Source organism: Pectobacterium polonicum (assembly GCF_005497185.1).
In the GTDB taxonomy this organism is placed as follows: domain Bacteria; phylum Pseudomonadota; class Gammaproteobacteria; order Enterobacterales; family Enterobacteriaceae; genus Pectobacterium; species Pectobacterium polonicum.
Window position 1 is genome coordinate 178,101 of record NZ_RJTN01000004.1, and the last position, 23,300, is coordinate 201,400.

Annotated in this window: 19 protein-coding genes; 12 read left to right on the top strand and 7 right to left on the bottom strand. The window is 50.0% G+C overall.

Features of this window, described 5'->3' with window-relative positions; genetic code table 11:
• The first annotated feature begins 225 nt into the window (after nt 1–225).
• The 3 genes from EDI29_RS06985 to ybcJ all read left to right on the top strand — a co-directional run bounded on the left by EDI29_RS06985 (nt 226) and on the right by ybcJ (nt 2,993).
• Complete coding sequence (locus tag EDI29_RS06985; RefSeq protein WP_137740308.1) at nt 226–1,773, top strand: sensor domain-containing diguanylate cyclase; 1,548 nt, start codon at nt 226–228, stop codon at nt 1,771–1,773.
• A gap of 107 nt (nt 1,774–1,880) precedes the next feature.
• On the top strand, nt 1,881–2,744 hold the full coding sequence (folD, locus tag EDI29_RS06990) for a bifunctional methylenetetrahydrofolate dehydrogenase/methenyltetrahydrofolate cyclohydrolase FolD (protein ID WP_137740309.1): 864 nt from the start codon (nt 1,881–1,883) through the stop codon (nt 2,742–2,744).
• Nucleotides 2,745–2,780: 36 nt separating this feature from the next.
• Nucleotides 2,781–2,993 carry a ribosome-associated protein YbcJ gene (ybcJ, locus tag EDI29_RS06995; protein WP_137740310.1) on the top strand — a complete coding sequence of 71 codons (213 nt, stop codon included), beginning with the start codon at nt 2,781–2,783 and terminating at the stop codon, nt 2,991–2,993.
• Between the two features lie 92 nt (nt 2,994–3,085).
• On the opposite strand, the gene cysS is transcribed toward ybcJ, so the two are convergent.
• Together cysS and EDI29_RS07005 are read right to left on the bottom strand one after the other, a co-directional pair.
• Nucleotides 3,086–4,471 carry a cysteine--tRNA ligase gene (gene cysS / locus EDI29_RS07000; protein WP_107170853.1) on the bottom strand — a complete coding sequence of 462 codons (1,386 nt, stop codon included), beginning with the start codon at nt 4,469–4,471 and terminating at the stop codon, nt 3,086–3,088.
• Between the two features lie 288 nt (nt 4,472–4,759).
• Complete coding sequence (locus EDI29_RS07005) at nt 4,760–5,191, bottom strand: DoxX family protein (protein WP_137740311.1); 432 nt, start codon at nt 5,189–5,191, stop codon at nt 4,760–4,762.
• A 422-nt stretch (nt 5,192–5,613) separates the two neighbouring features.
• Between EDI29_RS07005 and ppiB the strand changes: the two genes are divergently transcribed.
• The 6 genes from ppiB to EDI29_RS07035 all read left to right on the top strand — a co-directional run bounded on the left by ppiB (nt 5,614) and on the right by EDI29_RS07035 (nt 12,259).
• Nucleotides 5,614–6,108, top strand: coding sequence for a peptidylprolyl isomerase B (gene ppiB, locus EDI29_RS07010; protein ID WP_137740312.1), 495 nt, complete (start codon nt 5,614–5,616; stop codon nt 6,106–6,108).
• A gap of 10 nt (nt 6,109–6,118) precedes the next feature.
• Nucleotides 6,119–6,841: a UDP-2,3-diacylglucosamine diphosphatase gene (gene lpxH, locus EDI29_RS07015; protein WP_137740313.1), complete on the top strand. Its 723-nt coding sequence runs from the start codon at nt 6,119–6,121 to the stop codon at nt 6,839–6,841.
• Nucleotides 6,842–7,019: 178 nt separating this feature from the next.
• Nucleotides 7,020–7,529, top strand: a complete 510-nt coding sequence (purE, locus tag EDI29_RS07020) for a 5-(carboxyamino)imidazole ribonucleotide mutase (protein ID WP_137740314.1) — start codon at nt 7,020–7,022, stop codon at nt 7,527–7,529.
• Nucleotides 7,526–8,596 carry a 5-(carboxyamino)imidazole ribonucleotide synthase gene (gene purK / locus EDI29_RS07025; RefSeq protein ID WP_137740315.1) on the top strand — a complete coding sequence of 357 codons (1,071 nt, stop codon included), beginning with the start codon at nt 7,526–7,528 and terminating at the stop codon, nt 8,594–8,596. Before purE ends, purK begins: the two co-directional genes overlap by 4 nt.
• Before the next feature lie 755 nt (nt 8,597–9,351).
• A complete protein-coding gene (locus tag EDI29_RS07030; RefSeq protein ID WP_137740316.1) occupies nt 9,352–10,641 on the top strand; it encodes an HAAAP family serine/threonine permease in 1,290 nt (429 codons plus the stop codon).
• A gap of 250 nt (nt 10,642–10,891) precedes the next feature.
• The gene (locus EDI29_RS07035) at nt 10,892–12,259 is read left to right on the top strand and encodes an L-serine ammonia-lyase (RefSeq protein ID WP_137740317.1); all 1,368 of its coding nucleotides are present in this window, start codon (nt 10,892–10,894) and stop codon (nt 12,257–12,259) included.
• Nucleotides 12,260–12,334: 75 nt separating this feature from the next.
• Here EDI29_RS07035 and EDI29_RS07040 read toward each other — a convergent pair whose 3' ends face one another.
• The gene (locus EDI29_RS07040) at nt 12,335–12,772 is read right to left on the bottom strand and encodes a helix-turn-helix domain-containing protein (RefSeq protein ID WP_137740318.1); all 438 of its coding nucleotides are present in this window, start codon (nt 12,770–12,772) and stop codon (nt 12,335–12,337) included.
• 515 nt (nt 12,773–13,287) lie between these two features.
• On the opposite strand from EDI29_RS07040, the gene EDI29_RS07045 reads away from it, so the two are divergent.
• The gene (locus tag EDI29_RS07045) at nt 13,288–13,752 is read left to right on the top strand and encodes a hypothetical protein (protein ID WP_137740319.1); all 465 of its coding nucleotides are present in this window, start codon (nt 13,288–13,290) and stop codon (nt 13,750–13,752) included.
• 46 nt (nt 13,753–13,798) lie between these two features.
• On the opposite strand, the gene EDI29_RS07050 is transcribed toward EDI29_RS07045, so the two are convergent.
• The 4 genes from EDI29_RS07050 to EDI29_RS07065 form a co-directional block, all read right to left on the bottom strand.
• Complete coding sequence (locus tag EDI29_RS07050; RefSeq protein WP_137740320.1) at nt 13,799–14,362, bottom strand: YolA family protein; 564 nt, start codon at nt 14,360–14,362, stop codon at nt 13,799–13,801.
• Nucleotides 14,363–14,590: 228 nt separating this feature from the next.
• Nucleotides 14,591–15,406 (bottom strand): phosphate ABC transporter ATP-binding protein PstB, encoded by an 816-nt coding sequence (gene pstB / locus EDI29_RS07055; protein ID WP_137740321.1) that lies wholly within the window; start codon nt 15,404–15,406, stop codon nt 14,591–14,593.
• A gap of 15 nt (nt 15,407–15,421) precedes the next feature.
• The gene (gene pstA, locus EDI29_RS07060; protein WP_137740322.1) at nt 15,422–17,074 is read right to left on the bottom strand and encodes a phosphate ABC transporter permease PstA; all 1,653 of its coding nucleotides are present in this window, start codon (nt 17,072–17,074) and stop codon (nt 15,422–15,424) included.
• Complete coding sequence (locus tag EDI29_RS07065; protein ID WP_137740323.1) at nt 17,071–19,239, bottom strand: ABC transporter permease subunit; 2,169 nt, start codon at nt 19,237–19,239, stop codon at nt 17,071–17,073. The genes pstA and EDI29_RS07065 overlap by 4 nt, the downstream gene beginning before the upstream one ends.
• A 357-nt stretch (nt 19,240–19,596) precedes the next feature.
• Here EDI29_RS07065 and ppk1 point away from each other — a divergent pair, with 357 nt between their 5' ends.
• Complete coding sequence (gene ppk1, locus EDI29_RS07070) at nt 19,597–21,669, top strand: polyphosphate kinase 1 (protein WP_137740324.1); 2,073 nt, start codon at nt 19,597–19,599, stop codon at nt 21,667–21,669.
• Nucleotides 21,669–23,204, top strand: coding sequence for an exopolyphosphatase (ppx, locus tag EDI29_RS07075; protein WP_137740325.1), 1,536 nt, complete (start codon nt 21,669–21,671; stop codon nt 23,202–23,204). The genes ppk1 and ppx overlap by 1 nt, the downstream gene beginning before the upstream one ends.
• Nucleotides 23,205–23,300: the final 96 nt, after the last annotated feature.

Below are 23,300 nucleotides of genomic sequence, written 5' to 3' on the forward strand. Positions count from 1 at the left end.
TTAGAGGATTTTAGTGAATAAACACGATGATGCCTGTTTATTTTTAAGTGTTTATCAACACAACATGGAGATAGTATGTAGAGACGTTATTTTATTATTAACGTGGCTTATTATTCGATAAAAACCGACAAAAAAGCATAAGCAAACCTCATCAATAGCAGCATAAATAACAAGAGCGTCTACACTTATCATCAGTCATCTCTCTGGCTAAGGATGGGAAGAACAATGAGGGTCAGCACGCACAGCAAAGCCAACTACTATCAAATGCCGCTGCAAAAGCTGATGATTGTCTTTATGCTATTCATCATCACAACCGTAGTGGCGCTAAACGGGTGGGCTGTATTCAACTCTCACCAACAGCTTATTGATTCCACAGAGCAAAACGCCAAAAATCTGTCGCTGTCGCTGGCGCGCCATGCTGAAGACACGTTTTTACAAGTCGATATCCTGTTACAAGATTTACAAGAACGTATCGACAAAGATGGCCTATCACCGGCACAAATAGTCAGGCTCGGCGATATTTTAAAAAGCAGAAAAGCCACGCTGCCACAGCTGCATGGCATCTTTATCTACGATGAGAAAGGCGAATGGCTGGTGAACTCGGGGGGAACCAAACCCGCCAACGCCAATAACGCCGACAGAGAGTATTTTAAATATCACCAAAGCAACGTCAGCAAAGACATGCACATCGGCAGCGTGATTCAAAGCCGCTCCACAGGTGATTTGATCATTCCCGTTTCCATGCGCATCAGTAAACCGGACGGTAGCTTTAACGGCGTGCTGCTCGCTACCCTCTCGCTGAACTATTTCAAACAGTATTATGGCTACTACTCCATGGGAAATATGGACGTGCTCGCCATCCTGCTTTCCGATGGTCGGATTCTGTACGGCCGGCCTTACGACGATTCATACGTCAACCGCAATGTGTCCAACGGTCCGCTGTTTTCAGAACATCTGAAACAGTCCGAAAGCGGAACGGCGACGTTTATCTCTACACTTGACCACATCGAGCGAATTTATGGTTACACAAAATTAAAGCGTTACCCCATCGTCATCGCAGCGGGCTTCGATCTTAAGTTGGTTCTCAGTAAATGGCGAACGGACAGCATGATCTACGGTGTCATTACGCTCATTCTGCTGTTCACTATCACTCTGCTCGGCCTGATCGTACTGCGGCAGATTCGCATGAATTTAAAAAATCAGATCGATTTAACCATCGTGCGTGATGAGCTCACATCAGTTAACCACACCCTGCAAACGCTGGCGCTGTTTGATGGCCTGACGGGATTAGCTAACCGCCGTCAGTTTGATATTTTCCTGCAACAAACGCTCTTGCGGATTGCAGGCACGCGGCAGTGTATGGCGCTGATCATGATCGATGTCGACGCCTTCAAGAAATATAATGACCATTATGGGCATGTGGCTGGCGATGAGTGCCTGCGCAAGATTGGTAACGTCCTGAGCAACATGCCGAAGCGTAACGAAGATTTAGTCGCTCGCTATGGCGGCGAGGAATTCGCTATCATCATCACCGATACTGATAAGCAAGGTGCCGCCACGTTCGCTCAGCGCGTGCTGGACTTAGTTCGGGCGGAAAAAATCCCCCATGAAATGACGTTATTTCCAGAAAAAATCGTCACCATTAGCGCTGGAGCCTATGTATTCTGCGTCGATAACCCACCGCCAACAGCGGCATCCGTTGTCGATATTGCCGATGCCGCACTGTATCGCGCCAAAAATGGTGGTAAAAACCGGTTCGAAGTCAGTGAATAGCGAGGGCAATTGGAATTAATGTTGACGCAATGCCTGACAGCACGCGCAGGTTCTGACAAAATAGCGGCCATCTCCCCCCTATTTCAAATTGATGGGTCTCATCTCAGATGGCAGCAAAGATTATTGATGGTAAAACGATTGCGCAGCAGGTCAAAGACGAAGTTGCCGCACGAGTCACGCAGCGTTTAGCTGAAGGAAAACGCGCACCGGGTCTGGCTGTTGTACTGGTCGGCGAGAATCCAGCATCACAGATCTATGTCGCCAGCAAGCGTAAGGTATGTGAAGAAGTCGGCTTTATCTCCCGCTCTTATGATTTACCCATCACCACCACGGAATCAGAGTTGCTGGCGCTTATCGATCGGCTCAACGCTGACCAGGCGATTGACGGTATTCTGGTTCAACTCCCGCTGCCGGAAGGCATTGATAACACCAAAGTGATTGAACGCATCGCCCCGGATAAAGATGTTGATGGCTTCCATCCTTACAATGTGGGTCGTCTGTGCCAGCGGGCACCGCTGCTGCGAGCTTGTACGCCACGCGGCATCATTACACTGCTAGAGCGCTATAATATCGACACCTTCGGACTGAATGCCGTTGTGGTTGGCGCATCCAACATTGTTGGCCGCCCGATGAGTCTGGAGCTGTTACTGGCGGGCTGTACCACCACCGTTACACACCGTTTCACCAAAAATCTGCGTCACCATGTTGAGAACGCCGATCTATTGGTTGTCGCCGTGGGCAAACCGGGCTTCATCCCTGGCGAATGGATCAAACCGGGTGCAATCGTGCTGGACGTGGGTATCAACCGTCTGGAAAGCGGTAAAGTGGTTGGCGATGTGGAATTTGAAACGGCGCAGGAAAGCGCGTCTTACATCAGCCCTGTACCGGGCGGCGTCGGCCCTATGACCGTTGCAACACTGATTCAAAACACGCTACAGGCGTGTGAAGAGTATCATGACCACGCCGAATAATTGGCGATAAGGTCAAACACCGATAAGCAGGAACTTATGGCAACCTTTAATCTTGAAAAACATCCGCACGTTGAACTGTGCGATCTCTTAAAATTGCTGGGCTGGAGTGAAAGTGGCGCAACAGCCAAACTGGCTATCGCCGCAGGTGACGTGACCGTTGACGGCCAGACAGAAACGCGCAAACGCTGCAAAATCTTCGCCGGGCAAACCGTTCAGTTCAATGGCGAGAAGGTAACCATCGCCGAGTAATCCTTACCACGTCGATGATGCCGAAAAAAAGCCCGCGATTTATACTCTGCGGGCTTTTTATTGACTGAAAGTGTGTTGACTGAGAGAAAAGATTACTTACGGCGCCAGATCGTTCCCTGCGGGCCATCTTCCAGCACAATTCCCATTTCGTTTAACCGATCGCGTGCCTGATCGGCCAGCGCCCAGTCTTTCGCCGCGCGTGCATCTTTACGCTGTTGGATTAACGCTTCGATTTCTTTCACTTCATCGTTATCCACCTGCGCACCGTTTTGCAAGAACTGCTCAGGATCTTGTTCCAGCAGACCAAGCACGCCAGACAGTTTACGCAGTGCCGATGCCAGTTGGTTTGCCGCCAGCACATCTTCCGCTTTCAGGCGATTGACTTCGCGCGCCATATCAAACAACACCGAGTAGGCTTCCGGCGTGTTGAAATCATCGTCCATCGCTTCGCGGAAGCGTGCCTCAAACTCATCACCGCCATGCGCCTCAACGCTGAGATCCGTGCCGCGCAATGCGGTATACAGGCGTTCTAACGCCGCACGCGCCTGTTTCAGATTATCTTCACTGTAGTTCAATTGGCTACGATAGTGGCCTGACATCAGGAAGTAGCGCACGGTTTCCGGGTCGTAGTACGCCAATACATCGCGCACGGTGAAGAAATTGTTGAGCGACTTTGACATTTTTTCGCGGTCAACCATCACCATACCGGAGTGCATCCAGTAGTTCACGTACGGACCATCGTGCGCACAGCTGGATTGTGCAATCTCGTTTTCGTGGTGCGGGAACATCAAATCTGAACCACCGCCGTGAATATCAAAGTGCTCGCCGAGCTGCTTGCAGTTCATGGCAGAACATTCGATATGCCAACCAGGACGCCCTTCTCCCCACGGAGAAGACCAATGAGGCTCACCCGGTTTGGACATTTTCCATAGTACGAAGTCCATCGGGTTACGCTTCACTTCGGTAATTTCAACGCGCGCACCAGCCTGCAACTGATCCAGATCCTGACGAGACAGCACACCATAGCCCGGAGCGGTATCAACAGAGAACATCACATCACCATTACTCGCCACATAGGCGTGGCGGCGGGCAATCAGCGTTTCCACCATTTCAATAATGTCGGCAATATGGTGCGTCGCACGCGGCTCAGCATCTGGGCGCAGAATATTCAAGGCATCAAAATCAGCGTGCATTTCTGCGATCATGCGAGTCGTCAATTGGTCGCTGGTTTCCCCATTTTCGATCGCACGCTTAATAATTTTGTCGTCAATATCGGTGACATTACGCACATACTTCAGTGAATATCCCAGATACCGCAAATAGCGCGCCACCACATCAAACGCCACGAAAGTACGCCCGTGACCGATATGACACAGGTCATAAACGGTGATGCCACACACATACATTCCCACCTGCCCGGCGTGGATAGGTTTAAATTCCTCTTTTTGGCGACTCAGCGTATTAAAAATCTTTAGCATCAGGGCGTTCCAGTGTTTTTATAAAAAAATGGTTTTCACAAAAAATGGTCTTCACAAGAAAAATCGTGTTCACTCGATAGGTCAATTACAGCCGCGGTTAGCGCTAGTAACATCAATACATTCAGGGTTTCCACCCTAACGGCGTATTGAAACCTGAACCTTATTGTATTGCAAGGTTAAGAAGAGGGAATAAGAGAGAAAGGATAAAAATGGAATGGCCCGGAAGATCCGGGCCATTTCACACAATCAGTATTGCTGTCGAAAAAACGATCTGCTGACAAAAAACAATCAGCGCCAGCGTGGATTCGACATCACAGAATATTTACCACTACCCAGCAAGGCAATAGCGATACCAGCAAAGAAGAAGACAGCCGCGCCTTCGACCGCCCACGCTCCCGTTTTCTCCAGAGAAAGGAAGTCGCCAGAATGCACTAGCAACGCAGCGACAAGCATCGTGAAAGAAAAGATTACCGCAGCAGGACGGGTCAGAATACCGAGGATCATCATGATCGGGATAATAATTTCCCCGACATAAACCCCATAGCCGACAAAAGCAGGGAGCCCGGCATTGGTCAGCATTCCTTCAATAAAACCAATGCCGCCGTGCAGTTTGTGCCAGCCATGAAACAGCATCAACACGCTGAAAGATACGCGTAAAAACAGTTTGCCAAAATCCGGTTTGTCTAATAAACGATTAACACTGTCCAGAATACCCAGCATAGTTCACCTATCTCTTTAGAGTTATTTGGGAAAATAAGAGTTACTCTCAGATTAATCTGAGCCGAAAAAAAAGAATACGTTGATTACGCAAAACATTGATCTGGGGCAATAAAAATATCATTCAAATAAATTAACCATAAATTCATTACTTGATCAATTTATTTGCTTTTAAAAATCCACATTGCATGATTAATGTGTTCATCAATGCACACTTAGCCACCGCCCCCCTTTCCCAGCGATTACCTAAATCAGAGTAGTACACATTTTTATACGACTTTTCAATCACACCCGTCGCCAACAAACACGCAGCAAGAGCGAAATACTGACTCAATCGACCAGTTATGCTATAACAGCGCTCTTGTTGTTCACCGTCTTTTGTGGACAGCACTCTTAATCACTAAGGCTATCTAGGGTTCATTATTATGATTACGCTTCATACCAATCACGGCGATATCGTTATTAATACGTTTGCAGACAAAGCGCCAGTTACCGTAGAAAACTTCCTGAGCTACTGCCGCAGCGGTTTTTATGACAACACGATTTTTCACCGTGTCATTAATGGTTTTATGATTCAAGGTGGTGGTTTCGCTCCCGGTATGGATCAAAAAGAAACCAACGCGACAATCAAAAATGAAGCCAACAATGGCCTGAAAAATACGCGCGGCACGCTGGCGATGGCTCGCACTAACGATCCGCACTCGGCAACAGCCCAGTTCTTTATCAACCTCGTTGATAACGATTTCCTGAACTTCCGTTCAGAACGTGCCGATGGCTGGGGCTACTGTGTTTTCGCTGAAGTGACCGACGGTATGGACGTCGTTGATAAAATCAAAGGCGTGGCAACAGGCCGCAGCGGAATGCACCAGGACGTACCGAAAGAAGACGTGGTGATTACCCACGTAACGGTCAGCGAATAATCCGTCCTGCATGGCAACGCTGTTCATTGCCGATTTGCATTTAAGCGTTCATGAACCGGCGATTACCGCCGGTTTTCTGCGTTTTTTACGCCATGATGCAATTCATGCCGATGCGCTGTACATCCTTGGCGACCTGTTCGACGCCTGGATAGGTGACGACGATCCGCAACCGCTGCATGCGACTGTCGCCACGGAACTGTATGCCTTACACCAGCGCGGCATTCCCTGCTATTTCGTGCACGGTAACCGTGATTTCCTGATCGGTAAGCGTTTCGCCAAGCAAAGTGGAATGACGCTGCTGCCGACAGAAACGGTGCTCGATCTCTACGGCCAAAAGATTCTCATTCTGCATGGCGATACGTTGTGCACTGACGATCGGCATTACCAGCAATTCCGCCGTCGGGTCCATAACCCGTTCATTCAATGGCTATTCCTGCGGTTACCGTTGTCATCGCGTGTGAAAATTGCGGCGAAGATGCGGGCAACCAGCCAGCACGAAAACCAGAAGAAGTCGCAGCAGATTATGGATGTCAATCACGACACCGTGCTTGAACGCTTACGACATTATCAGGTGGAGACGATGATCCACGGCCACACGCACCGTCCGGCCATTCATCAGGTCGATCTCGGTGAATCTTCTGGTCGTCGCGCCGTTCTCGGTGCCTGGCATGAAGAAGGGTCGATGATTAAGGTCACGCCACAGAATATCGAACTGATTTCCTTCCCCTTTTAATACGTTTTCTGCCATTGACTTAACGGTCTCTCACCTAGTCCCCCCTGTATTTCCGCATACGCAACCGTTTTCCTCGCCATAATGGCGTGATATGCTCTACGCCCTCAACGCCAGACCCTCTCTGTCTGGCCGACGTAAAATCGTCACGAACACGTACAATCACAGGAGCGTCACAGGCATGTCATCCAACGTTGCCCCGGCTAAAATTGCCATCGTCATGGGTTCAAAGAGTGACTGGGCCACTATGCAGTTTGCTGCGGAAATCCTCACCACGCTGAACATTCCTTTTCATACCGAAGTCGTTTCTGCACACCGGACGCCAGATAAGCTGTTCAGTTTCGCTGAGCAGGCGGCAAAAAATGGTTTTGATGTGATTATCGCTGGCGCAGGTGGCGCAGCACACCTGCCGGGTATGCTGGCAGCGAAAACGCTGGTTCCTGTGCTCGGCGTACCAGTACAAAGTTCAACGCTGAGCGGTGTAGACAGCCTGTACTCCATCGTCCAAATGCCGCGCGGTATCCCAGTCGGCACGTTGGCAATTGGCAAGGCAGGTGCAGCGAATGCCGCTCTGCTGGCCGCACAAATTCTCGCCCTGCATGATAACGGCATCGCCACCCGACTGGCCGACTGGCGTCAGGCGCAAACTGATGATGTGCTCTCTCATCCCGATCCGCGGGAGGAGGCATGAAACCGGTCTGCGTATTAGGCAATGGTCAGTTAGGCAGAATGCTCCGCCAGGCTGGCGAACCGTTAGGGATCGCAGTTTATCCCGTGGGATTGGATGCAGAGCCGGAGTCGGTTCCGTTTCATAACAGTGTGATTACTGCCGAGATCGAACGCTGGCCTGAAACTGCACTCACCCGCGAGCTGGCCGAACACACGGCGTTTGCGAACCGCGATATTTTCCCGCGTCTGGCCGATCGCCTGACGCAAAAACAGCTGCTGGACTCGCTGAATCTGGCAACCGCCCCGTGGCAATTGCTGGCCAGCGCCGATGAATGGCCACACGTCTTCTCTTCACTCGGTGAGCTCGCTATCGTTAAACGCCGCGTCGGCGGTTACGACGGCCGTGGGCAATGGCGCTTGCGTGACGGCGAACAGCAAACGCTGCCTGCTGATTGCTACGGCGAGTGCATCGTTGAACAAGGGATTAATTTTTCTGGCGAAGTCTCATTGATTGGCGCCCGTAATGTACACGGCAAATGCGTGTTCTATCCGCTAACGCATAATCTGCATCAGGATGGCATTCTGCGCACCAGCGTGGCTTTCCCTCAGCCCGACCCGCAGTTGCAACAGCAGGCTGAGCAGATGCTGTCCGCGATTATGAATGCGCTAGGCTATGTTGGCGTGATGGCGATGGAATGCTTTATTGTCGGCGACCACCTGCTCATTAACGAACTGGCACCACGCGTACACAATAGCGGACACTGGACGCAAAATGGCGCATCGATCGGCCAGTTTGAGCTCCACCTGCGCGCCATTCTGGATCTGCCGCTGCCAGTACCGGTCGTCGAAACCCCTTCAGTGATGGTCAATTTGATCGGAACCGATGTGAATATCGACTGGCTGGCGCTGCCGCTGGTGCATCTGCACTGGTATGAGAAAGAGGTTCGCCCTGGCCGCAAAGTAGGACACCTCAATCTACCGTCGTCGGACACCGCACAATTGCAGCACACACTGCAATCGCTGGCGCCTCTCTTACCAGAGGAATACCACAGCGGCCTGGCGTGGGCAGAAGAAAAACTCACAGCCTGACGATCGGCGGCTGTTATCCGGCAGATTGCGATCTGCCGGATAACGCTCATTAGAGCACGACGCGATGGGATGTAAAGGTAGGAACGAGATCGCCAGTCTCCCCCAAAAGAGAAAAACCATCATTACGCGTGACATCAGAAAATTTGCGTTTATTATTTCACCTGCCTTTTATTTTATTTACTGTTCGTTTTTTATCACTCGGTAATTAAATAAAGTATCAATAACGAGCCGTTAAAAATATTTAAAATAAAGTATCATTATTGATATTTTAATTTGCGCGGAAATTTATTAAAATATTCCCCGTCAATTCATTTCTGTGATCGCCTCAATATTATTCGCTGACCACCACGATATAGAATGCCGCCACAAAACAGTATTGACCTGTTGACATAATTAGCAATATGTCTTGTTCGTTTTTTAAACTCTGTAACGGCAAGTTGCCGATACTGTAATTTTTATACCTAAATATACCCTAAATAATTCGAGTTGCGTGACAAAACGTGAGCGTTTTAAACAACGCTCTGCGGACAGGGCCGGATTGCCTTGTAACGCGGCAACTAAGCGAATCCCCAGGAGTTTACTCAGGTAAGTGACTGGAGTGAGTAAAGACAAATCGGCTAAGCCGATTTGAACGCCGCTTGCGGCGGCCCTTCGGGCGAGGCCCGAGATGAGCCGAGTATTGCCAACGCACAAGCAGCTTGAAGTATGACGGGTATAAACGGGTATTAATGTGTTCACCGAGGAGAAACCATTAAATGAGCACAATTCAAGATAGCAGCCACGTGTTAGAACAGGCTTCTGGATGGCGTAAAAGCGATACCGTCTGGATGCTCGGCCTCTATGGCACAGCCATCGGCGCTGGCGTGTTATTCTTACCCATCAATGCTGGCATCGGTGGTTTAATTCCGTTAATTATCATGGCACTGATTGCCTTCCCGATGACGTATTATTCTCACCGTGCATTATGCCGTTTTGTATTATCCGGCAAGAAAGGTGGCGAAGATATTACCGAAGTCGTTGAAGAACATTTCGGCGTTGGTGCAGGTAAATTAATCACTTTGCTTTATTTTTTCGCTATTTATCCGATCCTATTAGTTTATAGCGTTGCTATCACCAATACGGTAGATAGCTTTATTACTCACCAATTGCACTTACCTTCTCCACCGCGTGCCGTGCTGTCATTAATATTGATCCTTGGGTTGATGTTTATTGTCCGTTTCGGTGAAGCGATGATCGTTAAGGCAATGAGTATTCTGGTTTATCCTTTTGTTGCCGTGCTGATGCTACTGGCGCTTTATTTAATTCCTAACTGGAATACCTCTGTTTTCGAAAACATTTCTTTGAGTTCCAGCGTAACGGGCAACGGTCTGTTAGCAACATTATGGCTGGCTATTCCGGTGATGGTTTTCTCCTTCAACCACTCGCCAATCATCTCCTCTTTCGCCGTTGCCAAGCGTAAAGAATATGGCGATGACGCAGAGAAAAAATGTTCACGCATCCTGTCTTATAGCCACATCATGATGGTGATGACCGTGATGTTCTTTGTCTTCAGCTGCGTACTGAGCCTTTCTCCGGCTGAGCTGATGGAAGCGAAAGCACAGAATATTTCTATTTTGTCCTATCTGGCGAACCACTTTAACAATCCGGTCATCGGCTATCTGGCACCGGTTATTGCTACTATCGCGATCTCTAAATCCTTCCTGGGTCACTACCTGGGCGCTGGCGAGGGTTTTAACGGCATGATCGTGAAAACGCTACGTAGCAGAGGCAAAACCATTTCCCACACCAAACTGAACCGCATCACAGCGCTGTTCATGCTGATCACCACCTGGATTGTTGCGACCAAGAACCCAAGCATTTTGGGTATGATCGAAACATTGGGTGGTCCGATTATCGCCTGCTTGCTGTTCCTGATGCCGATGTACGCTATCCAGAAAGTTCCAGCGATGAAGAAGTACAGCGGCCACATCAGTAACGTCTTTGTTACCCTGATGGGACTGATCGCTATTTCCGCCATTGTTTACAGCCTGCGCGATCTGCTGTAAGCCCCCGACACTACTTTAACGCCGGCACGTTATTTTCTAGCCATACCCTAAATAATTCGAGTTGCAGGACAAATCGGTCTTAGACCGATTTGAACAGTGCTAGCACTGACCCGAAGGGTGAACCTCATTTATGAGGTTCATCAATCCCCAGGAGCTTACTCAAGTAAGTGACTGGGGTGAGTGGGGAAGCCAACGCACATACGGCTTGAAGTATGACGGGTATGCGGCGTTTTTTTTCAAGGAAATCGCAATGGTCAGCGTATTTGATATCTTCAAAATCGGTATCGGCCCGTCCAGTTCTCATACTGTCGGCCCAATGAAAGCGGGTAAAATGTTCACCGACGATCTGGTGAATCGCGCGCTTATCTCATCGGTGACACGCATTGTCGTGGATATTTACGGTTCGCTCTCCCTGACGGGGAAAGGGCACCACACCGATATCGCCATCATCATGGGGCTTGCGGGTAACCTGCCAGATAACGTAAACATCGATAGTATTCCGGCGTTTATTCAACAGGTGAAAGACTCTCAGCGCCTGCCGATGCTCAACGGTCAGTATGAGGTCAGCTTCCCGCTGGAATCTTCTCTGCGCTTCCAGCCGGAGAACCTGCCGCTGCATGAAAACGGCATGACCATTCGCGCCTATAACCAGCAAGAGCTGGTGTATAGCAAAACGTATTACTCCATCGGAGGCGGATTCGTCGTCGACCAGGAAAATTTCGGCAAACCCAATCTGGCAGAGGAAAGTGCGCCCTATCCATTCTTTTCTGCCCAGAAATTACTGCAACATTGTCACGATCACTGCCTGTCGTTATCCGCCATCGTCCTGAAAAATGAGATTGCGATGCATGGGCGGGAAGCACTTGAGCACTATTTTGCTGACGTGTGGAAAACCATGCAGGACTGCATGCATCGCGGTATGAATACCGAAGGCGTGTTGCCAGGGCCATTGCGCGTCCCCCGCCGTGCATCGGCGCTGCATCGCCTATTGTTCATCAACGATCGTTTCTCTAACGATCCGATGGATGCGATGGACTGGGTTAACATGTTCGCGATGGCCGTGTCGGAAGAGAATGCGGCTGGCGGACGCGTCGTTACGGCACCGACGAACGGTGCATGCGGTATTATCCCCGCCGTACTGGCCTATTACGATCGCTACGTTCAACCCGTCACCCCAGAATCTTACCTGCGTTACTTTCTGGCATCCGGCGCTATCGGCATGCTCTACAAAATGAACGCATCTATTTCTGGGGCTGAAGTTGGCTGTCAGGGAGAAGTTGGCGTGGCCTGTTCGATGGCCGCAGCGGGTCTGGCTGAGCTACTTGGCGCCAACCCGGAACAGGTGTGCATCGCCGCAGAAATCGGCATGGAGCATAATCTGGGGCTGACATGCGACCCGGTAGCGGGTCAGGTTCAGGTACCGTGTATTGAGCGTAACGCTATCGCCTCCGTGAAGGCGATCAATGCCGCAAGAATGGCAATGCGCCGTACCAGCGAGCCACGCGTATCGCTCGATAAGGTGATTGAAACCATGTATGAAACAGGCAAAGACATGAACGCCAAGTACCGTGAAACGTCTCGCGGTGGGTTGGCGATTAAAGTCGTGCTGTGCGAATGATCAAACTGGCCTTGTCGCGTTAAATGCCAGGCAGCTTAACGCGACAATCGGGGTTAATGCATTTGTATTAACCCTTTATTTTTTATCACGTTCCGGCAGCGACCAGACAATATTATTTTCAGCCGCCGCGATGTACCAGTCCACCGTGCTGTTAGCTGGCTTCTTGATGTTTTCATGTTTGGCGAGCGCTTTGGCAGGAAACGTCGCTGCTTTCTTCCTGATACGCAGCGGCGTCTGTTTTTTCTCACCGCTGATCTGCGCATGAAAAGATTCGACTTCCGCATCGAAGAGCACACCTTCAATCTGATGCAGACGGTTCAACCCACGTAGAATAGAGAGCAGGCTGCTGAGCGTAATGGATTCGCCCATTTCAGCCCGTTTAATCGTTGCAATCCCCAGCCCCGCACGCTCAGCGAGATCGACCTGTGATAAACGCTGCTGGATTCTGGCATCTTTTATTCTCCGGCACAGTTCGGTAATAATTTCGCCTTCGTTCATGGTGCTGAATTTCATTTTACCCGCCACTTACCAGAGTCATAAAATTGCGCGCATTTTATCATCAATTTTTCAAATGGCACGGATAATTGATGAACGGTAGCCATAATTTTTTTATGGCCTGATGGGACTATGCACATCCCACCAGCCTGACCGTCAATACGGGTTATATACCCGTAATACTTCAAGCCGCAGGTGCGTTGGCTGCGTTCACTCACCCGAATCACTTACCTGAGTAAGCTCATCGGGACTCCCTCTCTTGCCGCCTTCCTGCAACTCGAATTATTTGGGGTATATTTAATAGAAACGATTAAGTAATATAATAATTAAAACCACTAATAAACAATGAAGAAGACAGAAAATTTAAAATAATCAAATAAAAACAATAAACTAAAAAACAACCGATAATTAACAAAATAAAAAAGAAGACAAATACATTAAGTACGATAAACTTTGTTCTATATTCACGCGATTGTACTGCATAACGATGCTCTACTATTGAATCTCACTCTCACAGGAAAGGAACCTCCATAATGAGCATTACCAGCCTTAATGGTATCACTCATTACTCAGCCCCCTCAGTGAACCGTAAAGAACCAGCGGAAAACGCATTTTCACTCGCTGGCGACACGTCAAAGTCAACCCTCCATTCTGTTTCTGCCAATACCCCCTCAACGATTCAGCCAAGCAAACGTTATGACTTTTCCAATATGACGCCACAAGAAGCGATTGACGCAACAAAAGAATTTACGGCCTCCGGCGATATGTCATTTGAAGAAAGCCTGGAAATTGGTATGGCGGCGCTGCTTATTTTGCATCCTCCGCTTGACGATGTCGCCCCCGCCGACCCCAACCAGAAAATCAATTTTATCCAAATGCTCAAAAACGGGATAAGTGGTTCACTGTCACGCGGTGAGCACTTACATGCGGAACAGCAAAAGGCGGTATTAGACAAATTAGTACAACTCAGTTACACACCGATTAGCGTGAAAGCATAATAAAAAGCAGGCTCTCTTTTTGGGAGAGCCTGCTGAAAATATGGCGTTATCGAATATTCAGTGAAGTGCCAAGCGTTCTAAAAGGAGGATTAGTAGAAGTGGATTGATAGCGGAAATTGCCAGACTGCATGCCATCGCCATTGAAATAAACCATCCATCCTACATAAGTCGCCCCAACGGGGCATGATTCGCTGTAATTACCACGAACAATACAAACGCCATTAACCTGATAGGATTTCTTGTCTAGACCACCAACCGAAGCAAAACGATGGTTCCCATAACCGACTTCCAGCACCGCAATGCGCAGTTGTGCCCCACCATGGTCCTGAGCCGTTATCGATTTATTTGGGCCAATATATTCCCAGGCTCCACCATTCTGTGTTGATGCCACGGCGTAGACATAGACAGAACTCAATGCAGGCGCTGGCGCACGAAGAGGTTTATAGTCCTGAGAAGAGGATTCATTTGCAGATGTTGGGTTCTCCAGAAGCGGAGAATCAAATGCGGTAATTGCTTCCGCCACGGGCTCTTCAATATCCTGAGAATAAGCTGGAAATACAGCGCTAACCAGCATACTGAAGGCAAATCCAATATATATTTTCTTTCTCATCCTGAGTAATTCCATTTAAATACAGCCAATCGCTGTACATAAACTATGAATCAAAATGTTATTTTTTCCAGTAATTAAATCACAATAAAATAAAAATATTTAAATTAGATAAAAATGATTGCTCAGTTATTTATTATTTATAATAAAACTGACCGAATTTATAATATCACCACCATTTATAATAAAATTATATGCATGGTGATGATATTGTATTATTTGAATAATAACCTAACCAAAGCGTCCGGTAATATAATCTTCTGTGCGGCGCTGCATCGGCGAAGTAAATAAATCATCCGTGCAGTTGTACTCAATTAATTTACCCTGATTGATAAACGCGGTGTAATCTGACACACGAGCCGCCTGCTGCATATTGTGGGTCACTAATACCAGCGTAAAGTGCTGTTTTAGCGTTCCCATCAGTTCCTCGACAATCAGCGTCGAAATCGGATCGAGCGCAGAGGTTGGCTCATCTAGCAGCAGCACTTCCGGTTCAATGGCGATAGCGCGAGCGATCACCAAACGCTGCTGCTGTCCGCTGGATAACGTGAGCGCGTTGTCACTTAGCCGATCCTTTACTTCGTGCCATAGTGCCGCTGCCCGCAGCGCACGCTCAACGGCATCATCCAGTACGCGACGATCGCGCAGCCCCTGTAATCTCAGGCCATAAATCACATTTTCATAGATCGACTTGGGAAACGGATTAGGACGCTGAAAAACCATACCGATGCGGCGACGTAACACGGCAACATCCAACTGGGGGTCGTTAATTGGCATACCGTTCAGCCTGATATCACCTTCGGTACGGCAGTCATCCACCAGATCGTTCATGCGATTAAAACAGCGTAATAGCGTGGATTTGCCACAGCCAGACGGCCCAATCAGCGCCGTGACCTGATTCTTCGGAATGCGAATCGAAATATCGTTCAATGCCTGTTTATTGCCATAGTACAGATTCAGATGTTCCACGGTTAACGTCGTCTGTTCATCACTCAGCTGATGAACATCAGGCAGCGGTACCATCTCCTTTTGTGTCATAAATCCCATAACTTCATCCTACTTTCAGAGTGATAACGAACGGTATTTCTCACGCAAAACATGGCGAATCCCAATTGCAGCAAGGTTCAACCCGACAACAATCAATACCAGCAGCAGCGCGGTGATATACACCAGCGGCCTTGCCGCTTCCACATCCGGGCTTTGAAATGCCAGATCGTAGATTTGGAACCCCAGATGCATAAATTTTCGCTCAAGATGCAGATAAGGGAAAATGTCATCAATCGGTAAGACGGGCACCGACTTCACCACGCCGACTAGCATCAGCGGCGCGGTTTCCCCTGCGGCACGTGCCACCGCGAGGATCAACCCCGTCATCATTGCGGGAACTGCCATCGGCAAGACAACGTGCCACAGCGTTTCGGCTTTGGTTGCCCCCAGCGCTAACGAACCGTGGCGCACAGACATCGGAATCCGTGACAACCCTTCCTCCGTCGCCACAATCACCACTGGCAGCGTTAGCAATGCCAGCGTCAACGACGCCCACAGCAACCCCGGCGTACCAAATGTCGGGTTCGGCAACGCTTCAGAATAGAACAGTTGATCCAACGTGCCGCCGATGAGATAAACAAAAAAACCTAATCCGAATACACCGTAAACAATCGACGGCACACCCGCCAGATTAACCACCGCAATCCGCACCCAGCGCGTTAAACTGTTTTTTCCTGCATATTCATGTAGATAAACCGCAGCGATCACCCCCAGTGGCATCACGACAATGGACATCAGCACCACCATTAATACCGTACCAAAAATGGCAGGGAAAAGTTGCCCCGCGCTGTTACTGTCCGGCGAGTAGTGCATCAGCATGTATTTCGCCTGATAGCCCCAATGGCGGGCTTTTTCCCACAAGCTCATTGCATTAGGATACCAGACCTGCTCAATGTCTTTGAGCGGGATAAGATGGACGCTACCGTTCGCATCCCGTAACTGCACAGTATCGCGATTAATATCCAGATTGAGTGCGGTTAACTGGCGCGATAGCTCATCAAAGCGACGTTGCAGTTCAATACGTTCTGCCTGAAGACGGGCTAGCGCCTGATTGTCCAGCGTCTTTGCCTGCTGTCGCTTTTTCTCTTCCAGCCGTAGCGTCTCAAACTGCTGGTTGATCTTTGCCATCTCGCCCATGCGGATTGTCTGCGTCTTCGCGAGCAATCCCTGCACCTGCTCGACGCGATGCTGTAGGGTTGCGGAGAGATTCGTCGCCACTAGCGGTTGCTCTCCCTCCAGCATCCCGGCCAGATAACCGTAGGCGGTGCCATTATTGGTTCGCTTTAACACCAGAATGTCGGCTGGCTTATCAAAGCGAACAACGTCGCGGGACAGCAGCGTGCGAAAGCTTTGCCCATGAATTTCACGTTGGCCAATTTTGATCAAATAGCGGGTTTCTTCCTTACCCTTACCAGACGAAGACGCTAAATTGGCCTGTTGCAACTGCAAAGGCGAAAGCGTCTGCTCGGCATAAATTTCCCCCATCAACGCACGTTGCACACCCTGCTCAGGCTGTAACGTCAGTAGCCAGACGGGCTGCGGCCACAAATAACGCATTCCCTGCCCCGCCAACAGCACGATAATCGCTAGCATGGCCAACAGGCTGATAGAAATTGATGATGCAGTCAGCCACACCCACGGCCTTCCTGAACGGAACCAGCGCTTCACGCGTTTTCTCCTTCATCACGATAACGTTGGCGCAAACGCTGCCGGATAGTTTCAGCCAGCGTATTCACGATGAACGTGAAAACAAACAGCGTGAGTGCCGTTAAAAACAGCACCCGATAGTGACCGCTGTTCGTTACAGCTTCCGGCATTTCAATGGCAATATTCGCTGCCAGAGAACGTAACCCCTGAAGCAGACCTTCATCCATAATCGGCGTGTTGCCCGTCGCCATCAGTACGATCATGGTTTCCCCCACGGCGCGGCCAAAACTCAACATCAACGCGGCAAAAATGCCGGCGCTGGCTGACGGCAGTACAACGCGCCACAAGGTTTGCCACGCCGTTGCCCCCAGCGCCAACGATCCCTGACTTAAACGCGTCGGCACGCTGAACAGCGCATCTTCTGCCAGCGAAAAAATCAGCGGAATCAACGCAAAGCCAAGCGCAACGCCCGCCACCAGCGTATTACGTTGGGCAAAATCGTCACCCAACCATTGGTATAGCGGCTGCCCCAATAGCGCTATTTCGATATGCGGCGCGGCCCAACAGCCAACCACGAACGTCAACAAAATGGCGGGAGTGAGAAATAGTGCGTCCCAGCCCACAGGGAAACGGGTACGCCAGCGTGTCGGCAGGCACTCAACCAACCAGCCACAGCCGAGCACGACCAGCATCCATAACACCGGCATGACCAGAATAGCGGACAAATACGTCGCAAAATGCGGTGCCAGCCAGATGGCCGCAATCAGGCCGACGACGACTGTCGGCAGCGCGCCCATGATCTCCAGCGTGGGTTTAATCCAGCGGCGCAGTGTCGGAGACATAAAGCAGGCGGTGTAAATCGCGGCAGACAGCGCCAGCGGCGTGGCAAACAACATGGCGTAAATCGCCGCTTTCATGGTGCCCAGCATCAGCGGCATCATGCTGAATTTGGCCTGATAGCTATCATCCGCAGACGTGGATTGCCAGATATAAGCCGGTTCCGGGTAGTTCTCATACCACAGCTTTTGCCACAGCCCGCGCCAGCCAATATCGGGATACGGATTATCAACCTGGTAGCGATGCCAACTCTGTGCCGTTTCAATCAGCATGGCAGAACCACGCGGCGAAAATGCCATCCCCTGCGCCTGTGCTGGCAATGTCTGCGTCAGCAACGCATGTGATTGTTTACTGGCAAACAGTGACAGCTCACCTTGTGTATTTAATGTGGCAAATACGCGCCGCTGCGCCTCTGTTGCCAGCAACACCGATTCCCCAGCAACGTGCGGAAACTGACGCGTCTCTGTCAGCCTGGCACCCTTTTCACTCGGGACATCAAACCACTGGCTAATCCGCCCGTCAGCGGCCTGCACCAGCAACGAACGTCCACCGGACAACAGCGCCAGATGCAGGGGTTCCGCCAGTTGCAATTGCCGTTCTTCACGCAGCGTCAGCGTATTTGCTCCCACTTGCCACCACGTTAACGTATTTCCGCGGAGCAAATACACGTGCTGCCCGTCTGGCGTCAGCAGTAGTTGGCTAATGGTACCGGTTGGAAGCGGAATAGATGCCCGTCGCCGCACGCCGTTCTCATCAACATCGGCAATAATCAGTGCATTTTCCTGACCAATCGCAGCAGTAACAACACGTTTTTCGCCCACAGCCGCTATCGCCAGGTGACGCAGTGGCTGCGCGGGTAGCCCCAGTGAATACGCCTGTTCACCCAGCGGATATATCCAGGCAGGAGAACGGTTTTCCGTCTGCGACAATGCAGGTTGAACAAAAAGCAAACGGCCATCAGGTTGGCTCAAGGCATAAATCTGTCGCTCGCCCTGACTTTGCGCCAGCAAACTCAGGGCAGGAACCAGTTGAATGCGCAACATAGGCTGATTTTCCGCAAATGGAATAAACTCACCATATCCCTGAGCGTCGATACGAAACCCGATTTGCCCATTGTCGCTGAGTCCCAATGCCAGCGAAGGTTCCGCACTGTGGCGTTGAACCGTTTTTTGCCCGTTGATCGAAGGGGACAGGAACAGCGGCGTCACCACATACAGTAGATAGAAGAAGATCAACAACAGCATCGCTAGCACCAGCAGCCCGCTGCCCGCAACAATGCGGTGCACCAAACGATCTACCCACGCTCGTCGACGATCCCGATACTGTAATGTGCTGCCTGTTTTGACCATTATTCTCGCCGTTAAAATGAAGTCGCCAGAGTCGTGTTGCTAACGTATTGCGGGTAGCATATGTTGCCTTTACGCCCATAATATGACAATGGTAAGTCTGTCTATGAATTAGATTTTATACCCTAAATAGTTCCAGCCGTATGACAAAGCGTTAGCGTTTTGAGCAACGCTTTAACGTTGCCCCTTTAGGGCGAGGCCTAGGATGGGCCGAGTATTTTGGGGTAGCCAACGTACAGACGGCTCGAAATATGACGGGTATCGTCATCAACACGCCATAATGTTGTTGTACCCTATCCTCACAGAGGAAGGGTATGAATATTGGATGAACCTTCAGTACATGAGTTGAGCGGAGTGACAATGGGTCAGGACAAACTCTATATAGAGAAAGAATTAAGTTGGTTATCCTTTAATGAGCGAGTGCTTCAGGAAGCAGCAGATAAAAGCAATCCGTTAATCGAACGCATGCGCTTTCTTGGCATTTACTCCAGCAACCTTGATGAATTTTATAAAGTCCGTTTTGCCGATTTGAAAAGACGCATTCTGATTAACGAAGAACAAGGTCTGGACGGCAATCTACGGCATCTTTTAGGCAAAATTCAGGCGCGTGTACTCAAAACCGATCAACTCTTTGACAGCTTGTATAACGAACTGCTGTTGGAGATGGCGCGGAACCAGATTTTTCTGGTCAACGAGCGTCAGGTTTCCCCGAATCAGCAGGAGTGGCTAAGGGACTACTTCCGGCAATATCTACGCCCACACATCACGCCAATACTTATCTTTGACGAAACCAACCTGGTGGAGTTCCTGAAAGATAACTACACCTACCTTGCCGTCGAAATTATTCGTGGCGATGAGATCAGTTATGCCCTGCTGGAAATCCCTTCGGATAAAATACCGCGTTTCGTCAACCTGCCAGCGGAAGCGCCACGCCGCCGTAAGACCATGATCCTCATCGATAACATCCTGCGTTACTGTCTGGATGATATCTTCAAGGGTTTCTTTGATTATGATGCGCTGAACGCGTATTCCATGAAAATGACACGCGATGCGGAATACGATTTGGTTACGGAAATGGAATCCAGCCTGCTGGAGCTGATGTCTTCCAGCCTAAAGCAGCGCCTGACCGCCGAACCGGTGAGATTCGTCTATCAGCGCGATATGCCGGACGCAATGGTCGCCATGTTACTTGAAAAACTGGGGATCTCTTCCTATGACTCCGTGATCCCCGGCGGGCGTTATCATAATTTCAAAGACTTTATTTCTTTCCCGAACGTCGGACGCGCCAATCTGGTCAACAAACCGTTGCCGCGCCTGCGACACACCGGGTTCAACCATTTTCGCAACGGCTTTGATGCGATCCGCGAACGTGACATCCTGCTCTATTATCCGTACCACACCTTCGAGCACGTATTGGAACTGCTGCGACAAGCCTCGTTCGATCCCAGCGTGCTGTCCATTAAAATCAATATTTACCGCGTCGCCAAAGACTCACGCATCATTACCTCAATGATCCATGCGGCGCATAACGGTAAGAAAGTGACAGTGGTCGTGGAACTACAGGCGCGCTTTGACGAAGAGGCCAACATCCATTGGGCGAAACGCCTGACGGAAGCTGGCGTGCACGTCATTTTCTCGGTGCCTGGGCTGAAAATTCACGCCAAGCTGTTTCTGATTTCCCGCCGCGAAGGGGAAAATATCGTGCGTTACGCACACATCGGCACCGGTAACTTCAACGAGAAAACCGCCCGTCTGTATACCGACTACTCGCTGCTGACCGCCGATGAACGCATTACCAACGAAGTGCGTCGCGTCTTCAACTTCATTGAAAACCCTTACCGTCCGGTCAGTTTTGAACACCTGCTGGTGTCACCTCAAAACTCCCGCGACAAACTTTACCAACTGATCGATACCGAGATCGAAAATGCGCTGGCGAATCGTGATGCAGGCATTACGCTTAAGGTAAATAATCTGGTGGATAAAGGGCTGGCGGAAAAGCTGTATCAGGCTTCGTCTGCGGGCGTGAAGATTAATCTGCTGGTACGCGGCATGTGTTCATTGATTCCTAATTTGCCGGGGATCAGCGACAATATTCAGGTCATCAGTATCCTTGACCGTTATCTGGAACACGATCGGGTGTATGTCTTCAACAACGGCGGAGACAAAAAAGTCTACCTCTCTTCCGCAGACTGGATGACACGCAACATTGATTATCGCATTGAAGTGGCAGTGGAAATCCTTGATCCCATTTTGAAGAACCGCGTACTGGAAACGCTGGATATCCTGTTCAGCGACACGGTGAAAGCCCGCGTCATTGATAAAGAGTCGAGCAACCGCTATGTATCACGTGGCAACAAGCGTAAAGTACGCGCGCAAAATGCCATTTACGACTACATCAAGGCGTTGGAGCAACCTGGAGATAAGCCTGAATAATGCCGTTAACGAACAATGAAAAAACCGAGATGAAGCCTCAAGAATTCGCGGCTATCGACCTGGGCTCCAATAGTTTTCACATGGTGATCGCACGCGTGGTAAACGGTGCGCTTCAGGTGTTGGGGCGTTTAAAACAGCGGGTACATCTGGCCGATGGGCTGGACAACAAAAGTGTGCTCAGTGAAGAAGCGATTCAACGCGGCCTAAGCTGTCTGGCGCTGTTTGCTGAACGTTTGCAAGGCTTCCCCGCGGTTAACGTTTCTATCGTCGGAACGCACGCGCTGCGTCAGGCGGTCAACGCGCAGGAATTTTTGCGCCGTGCAGCAGATATCATCCCCTATCCGATAGAGATCATTTCCGGTCATGAAGAAGCTCGCCTGATTTTTATGGGCGTGGAGCATACACAGCCGGAAAAAGGCCGCAAACTGGTTATCGATATCGGTGGTGGTTCTACCGAACTGGTTATCGGTGAGGATTTCGAACCGATGCTGGTAGAAAGCCGTCGAATGGGTTGTGTCAGCTTCGCACAGCAATTTTTCCCCAATGGTGAGATCAGCGAAGCCAATTTCAAGCGCGCCAGGCTGGCTGCGGCGCAGAAGCTGGAAACGCTGTCCTGGGAGTACCGCATATACGGCTGGAAATTCGCCCTCGGTGCGTCTGGAACGATCAAAGCCACACACGAGATTCTGGTAGAAATGGGGGAAAAAGACGGCCTGATTACCCCCGAGCGGCTGGAAATGTTACGCGCGCAGATTTTGCAATTTAAGCACTTCAAATCGCTGAGCCTACCGGGGCTATCTGAAGATCGGCAGTCGGTACTGGTGCCCGGTCTGGCGATTTTGTGTGGTATTTTCGATGCGCTGGCGATCAAAGAATTACGCCTGTCTGATGGCGCGCTGCGCGAAGGCGTGCTGTACGAAATGGAAGGCCGTTTCCGCCATCAGGATATTCGTATCCGTACTGCACAAAGCCTGGCAACCCATTACAATATCGACCGTGAGCAGGCACGACGCGTGCGGGAAACCACGCAACAGCTTTATGCGCAATGGGCAGAGCAAAACCCTAGCCTGGTGCATCCACAGCTTGAGGCCATCTTAAACTGGGCTTCCATGCTGCATGAAGTCGGATTGGGCATTAACCACAGCGGCATGCACCGCCATTCCGCCTACATTCTGCAAAATACCAACTTGCCCGGTTTCAATCAGGAACAACAGCTTGTGCTATCAATGATCGTACGGCTGCATCGTAAGGCCATCAAGCTGGAAGAGTTGCCACGACTGAATCTGTTTAAAAAGAAACAGTATTTGCCGCTGGTACAATTGCTACGTCTTGCCACGCTGTTAAACAACCAGCGGCAGGCAACGACGACGCCAGAATCATTGCAATTACATACCGATGATAATTACTGGACGCTGACGTTCCCGCACGACTTTTTTACCAATAACACGTTGGTACAGCTCGATCTGGAACGTGAACAGGAATATTGGCAGGACGTCACCGGCTGGAAGCTGATGATTGAGGAAGAGAAAGCCTGATTACCGAAGGTATTGCGCAAGAAATCTGGCGCGCATTCGGCACCATAATAAGGCGAAATAGCACCACCACGTTGGCGGGTTTATTCTGGTTAACAT

Coding starts and splice junctions, on each gene's coding strand:
- EDI29_RS06985 (WP_137740308.1), top strand. CDS start 226: ATGAGGGTCAGCACGCACAGCAAAGCCAACTACTATCAAATGCCGCTG.
- EDI29_RS07005 (WP_137740311.1), bottom strand. CDS start 5,191: ATGCTGGGTATTCTGGACAGTGTTAATCGTTTATTAGACAAACCGGAT.
- lpxH (WP_137740313.1), top strand. CDS start 6,119: ATGGCAACGCTGTTCATTGCCGATTTGCATTTAAGCGTTCATGAACCG.
- pstB (WP_137740321.1), bottom strand. CDS start 15,406: ATGGGATTTATGACACAAAAGGAGATGGTACCGCTGCCTGATGTTCAT.
- EDI29_RS07030 (WP_137740316.1), top strand. CDS start 9,352: ATGAGCACAATTCAAGATAGCAGCCACGTGTTAGAACAGGCTTCTGGA.
- EDI29_RS07045 (WP_137740319.1), top strand. CDS start 13,288: ATGAGCATTACCAGCCTTAATGGTATCACTCATTACTCAGCCCCCTCA.
- ybcJ (WP_137740310.1), top strand. CDS start 2,781: ATGGCAACCTTTAATCTTGAAAAACATCCGCACGTTGAACTGTGCGAT.
- purE (WP_137740314.1), top strand. CDS start 7,020: ATGTCATCCAACGTTGCCCCGGCTAAAATTGCCATCGTCATGGGTTCA.
- cysS (WP_107170853.1), bottom strand. CDS start 4,471: ATGCTAAAGATTTTTAATACGCTGAGTCGCCAAAAAGAGGAATTTAAA.
- ppiB (WP_137740312.1), top strand. CDS start 5,614: ATGATTACGCTTCATACCAATCACGGCGATATCGTTATTAATACGTTT.
- EDI29_RS07040 (WP_137740318.1), bottom strand. CDS start 12,772: ATGAAATTCAGCACCATGAACGAAGGCGAAATTATTACCGAACTGTGC.
- EDI29_RS07035 (WP_137740317.1), top strand. CDS start 10,892: ATGGTCAGCGTATTTGATATCTTCAAAATCGGTATCGGCCCGTCCAGT.
- folD (WP_137740309.1), top strand. CDS start 1,881: ATGGCAGCAAAGATTATTGATGGTAAAACGATTGCGCAGCAGGTCAAA.
- EDI29_RS07065 (WP_137740323.1), bottom strand. CDS start 19,239: ATGGTCAAAACAGGCAGCACATTACAGTATCGGGATCGTCGACGAGCG.
- purK (WP_137740315.1), top strand. CDS start 7,526: ATGAAACCGGTCTGCGTATTAGGCAATGGTCAGTTAGGCAGAATGCTC.
- ppx (WP_137740325.1), top strand. CDS start 21,669: ATGCCGTTAACGAACAATGAAAAAACCGAGATGAAGCCTCAAGAATTC.
- ppk1 (WP_137740324.1), top strand. CDS start 19,597: ATGGGTCAGGACAAACTCTATATAGAGAAAGAATTAAGTTGGTTATCC.
- EDI29_RS07050 (WP_137740320.1), bottom strand. CDS start 14,362: ATGAGAAAGAAAATATATATTGGATTTGCCTTCAGTATGCTGGTTAGC.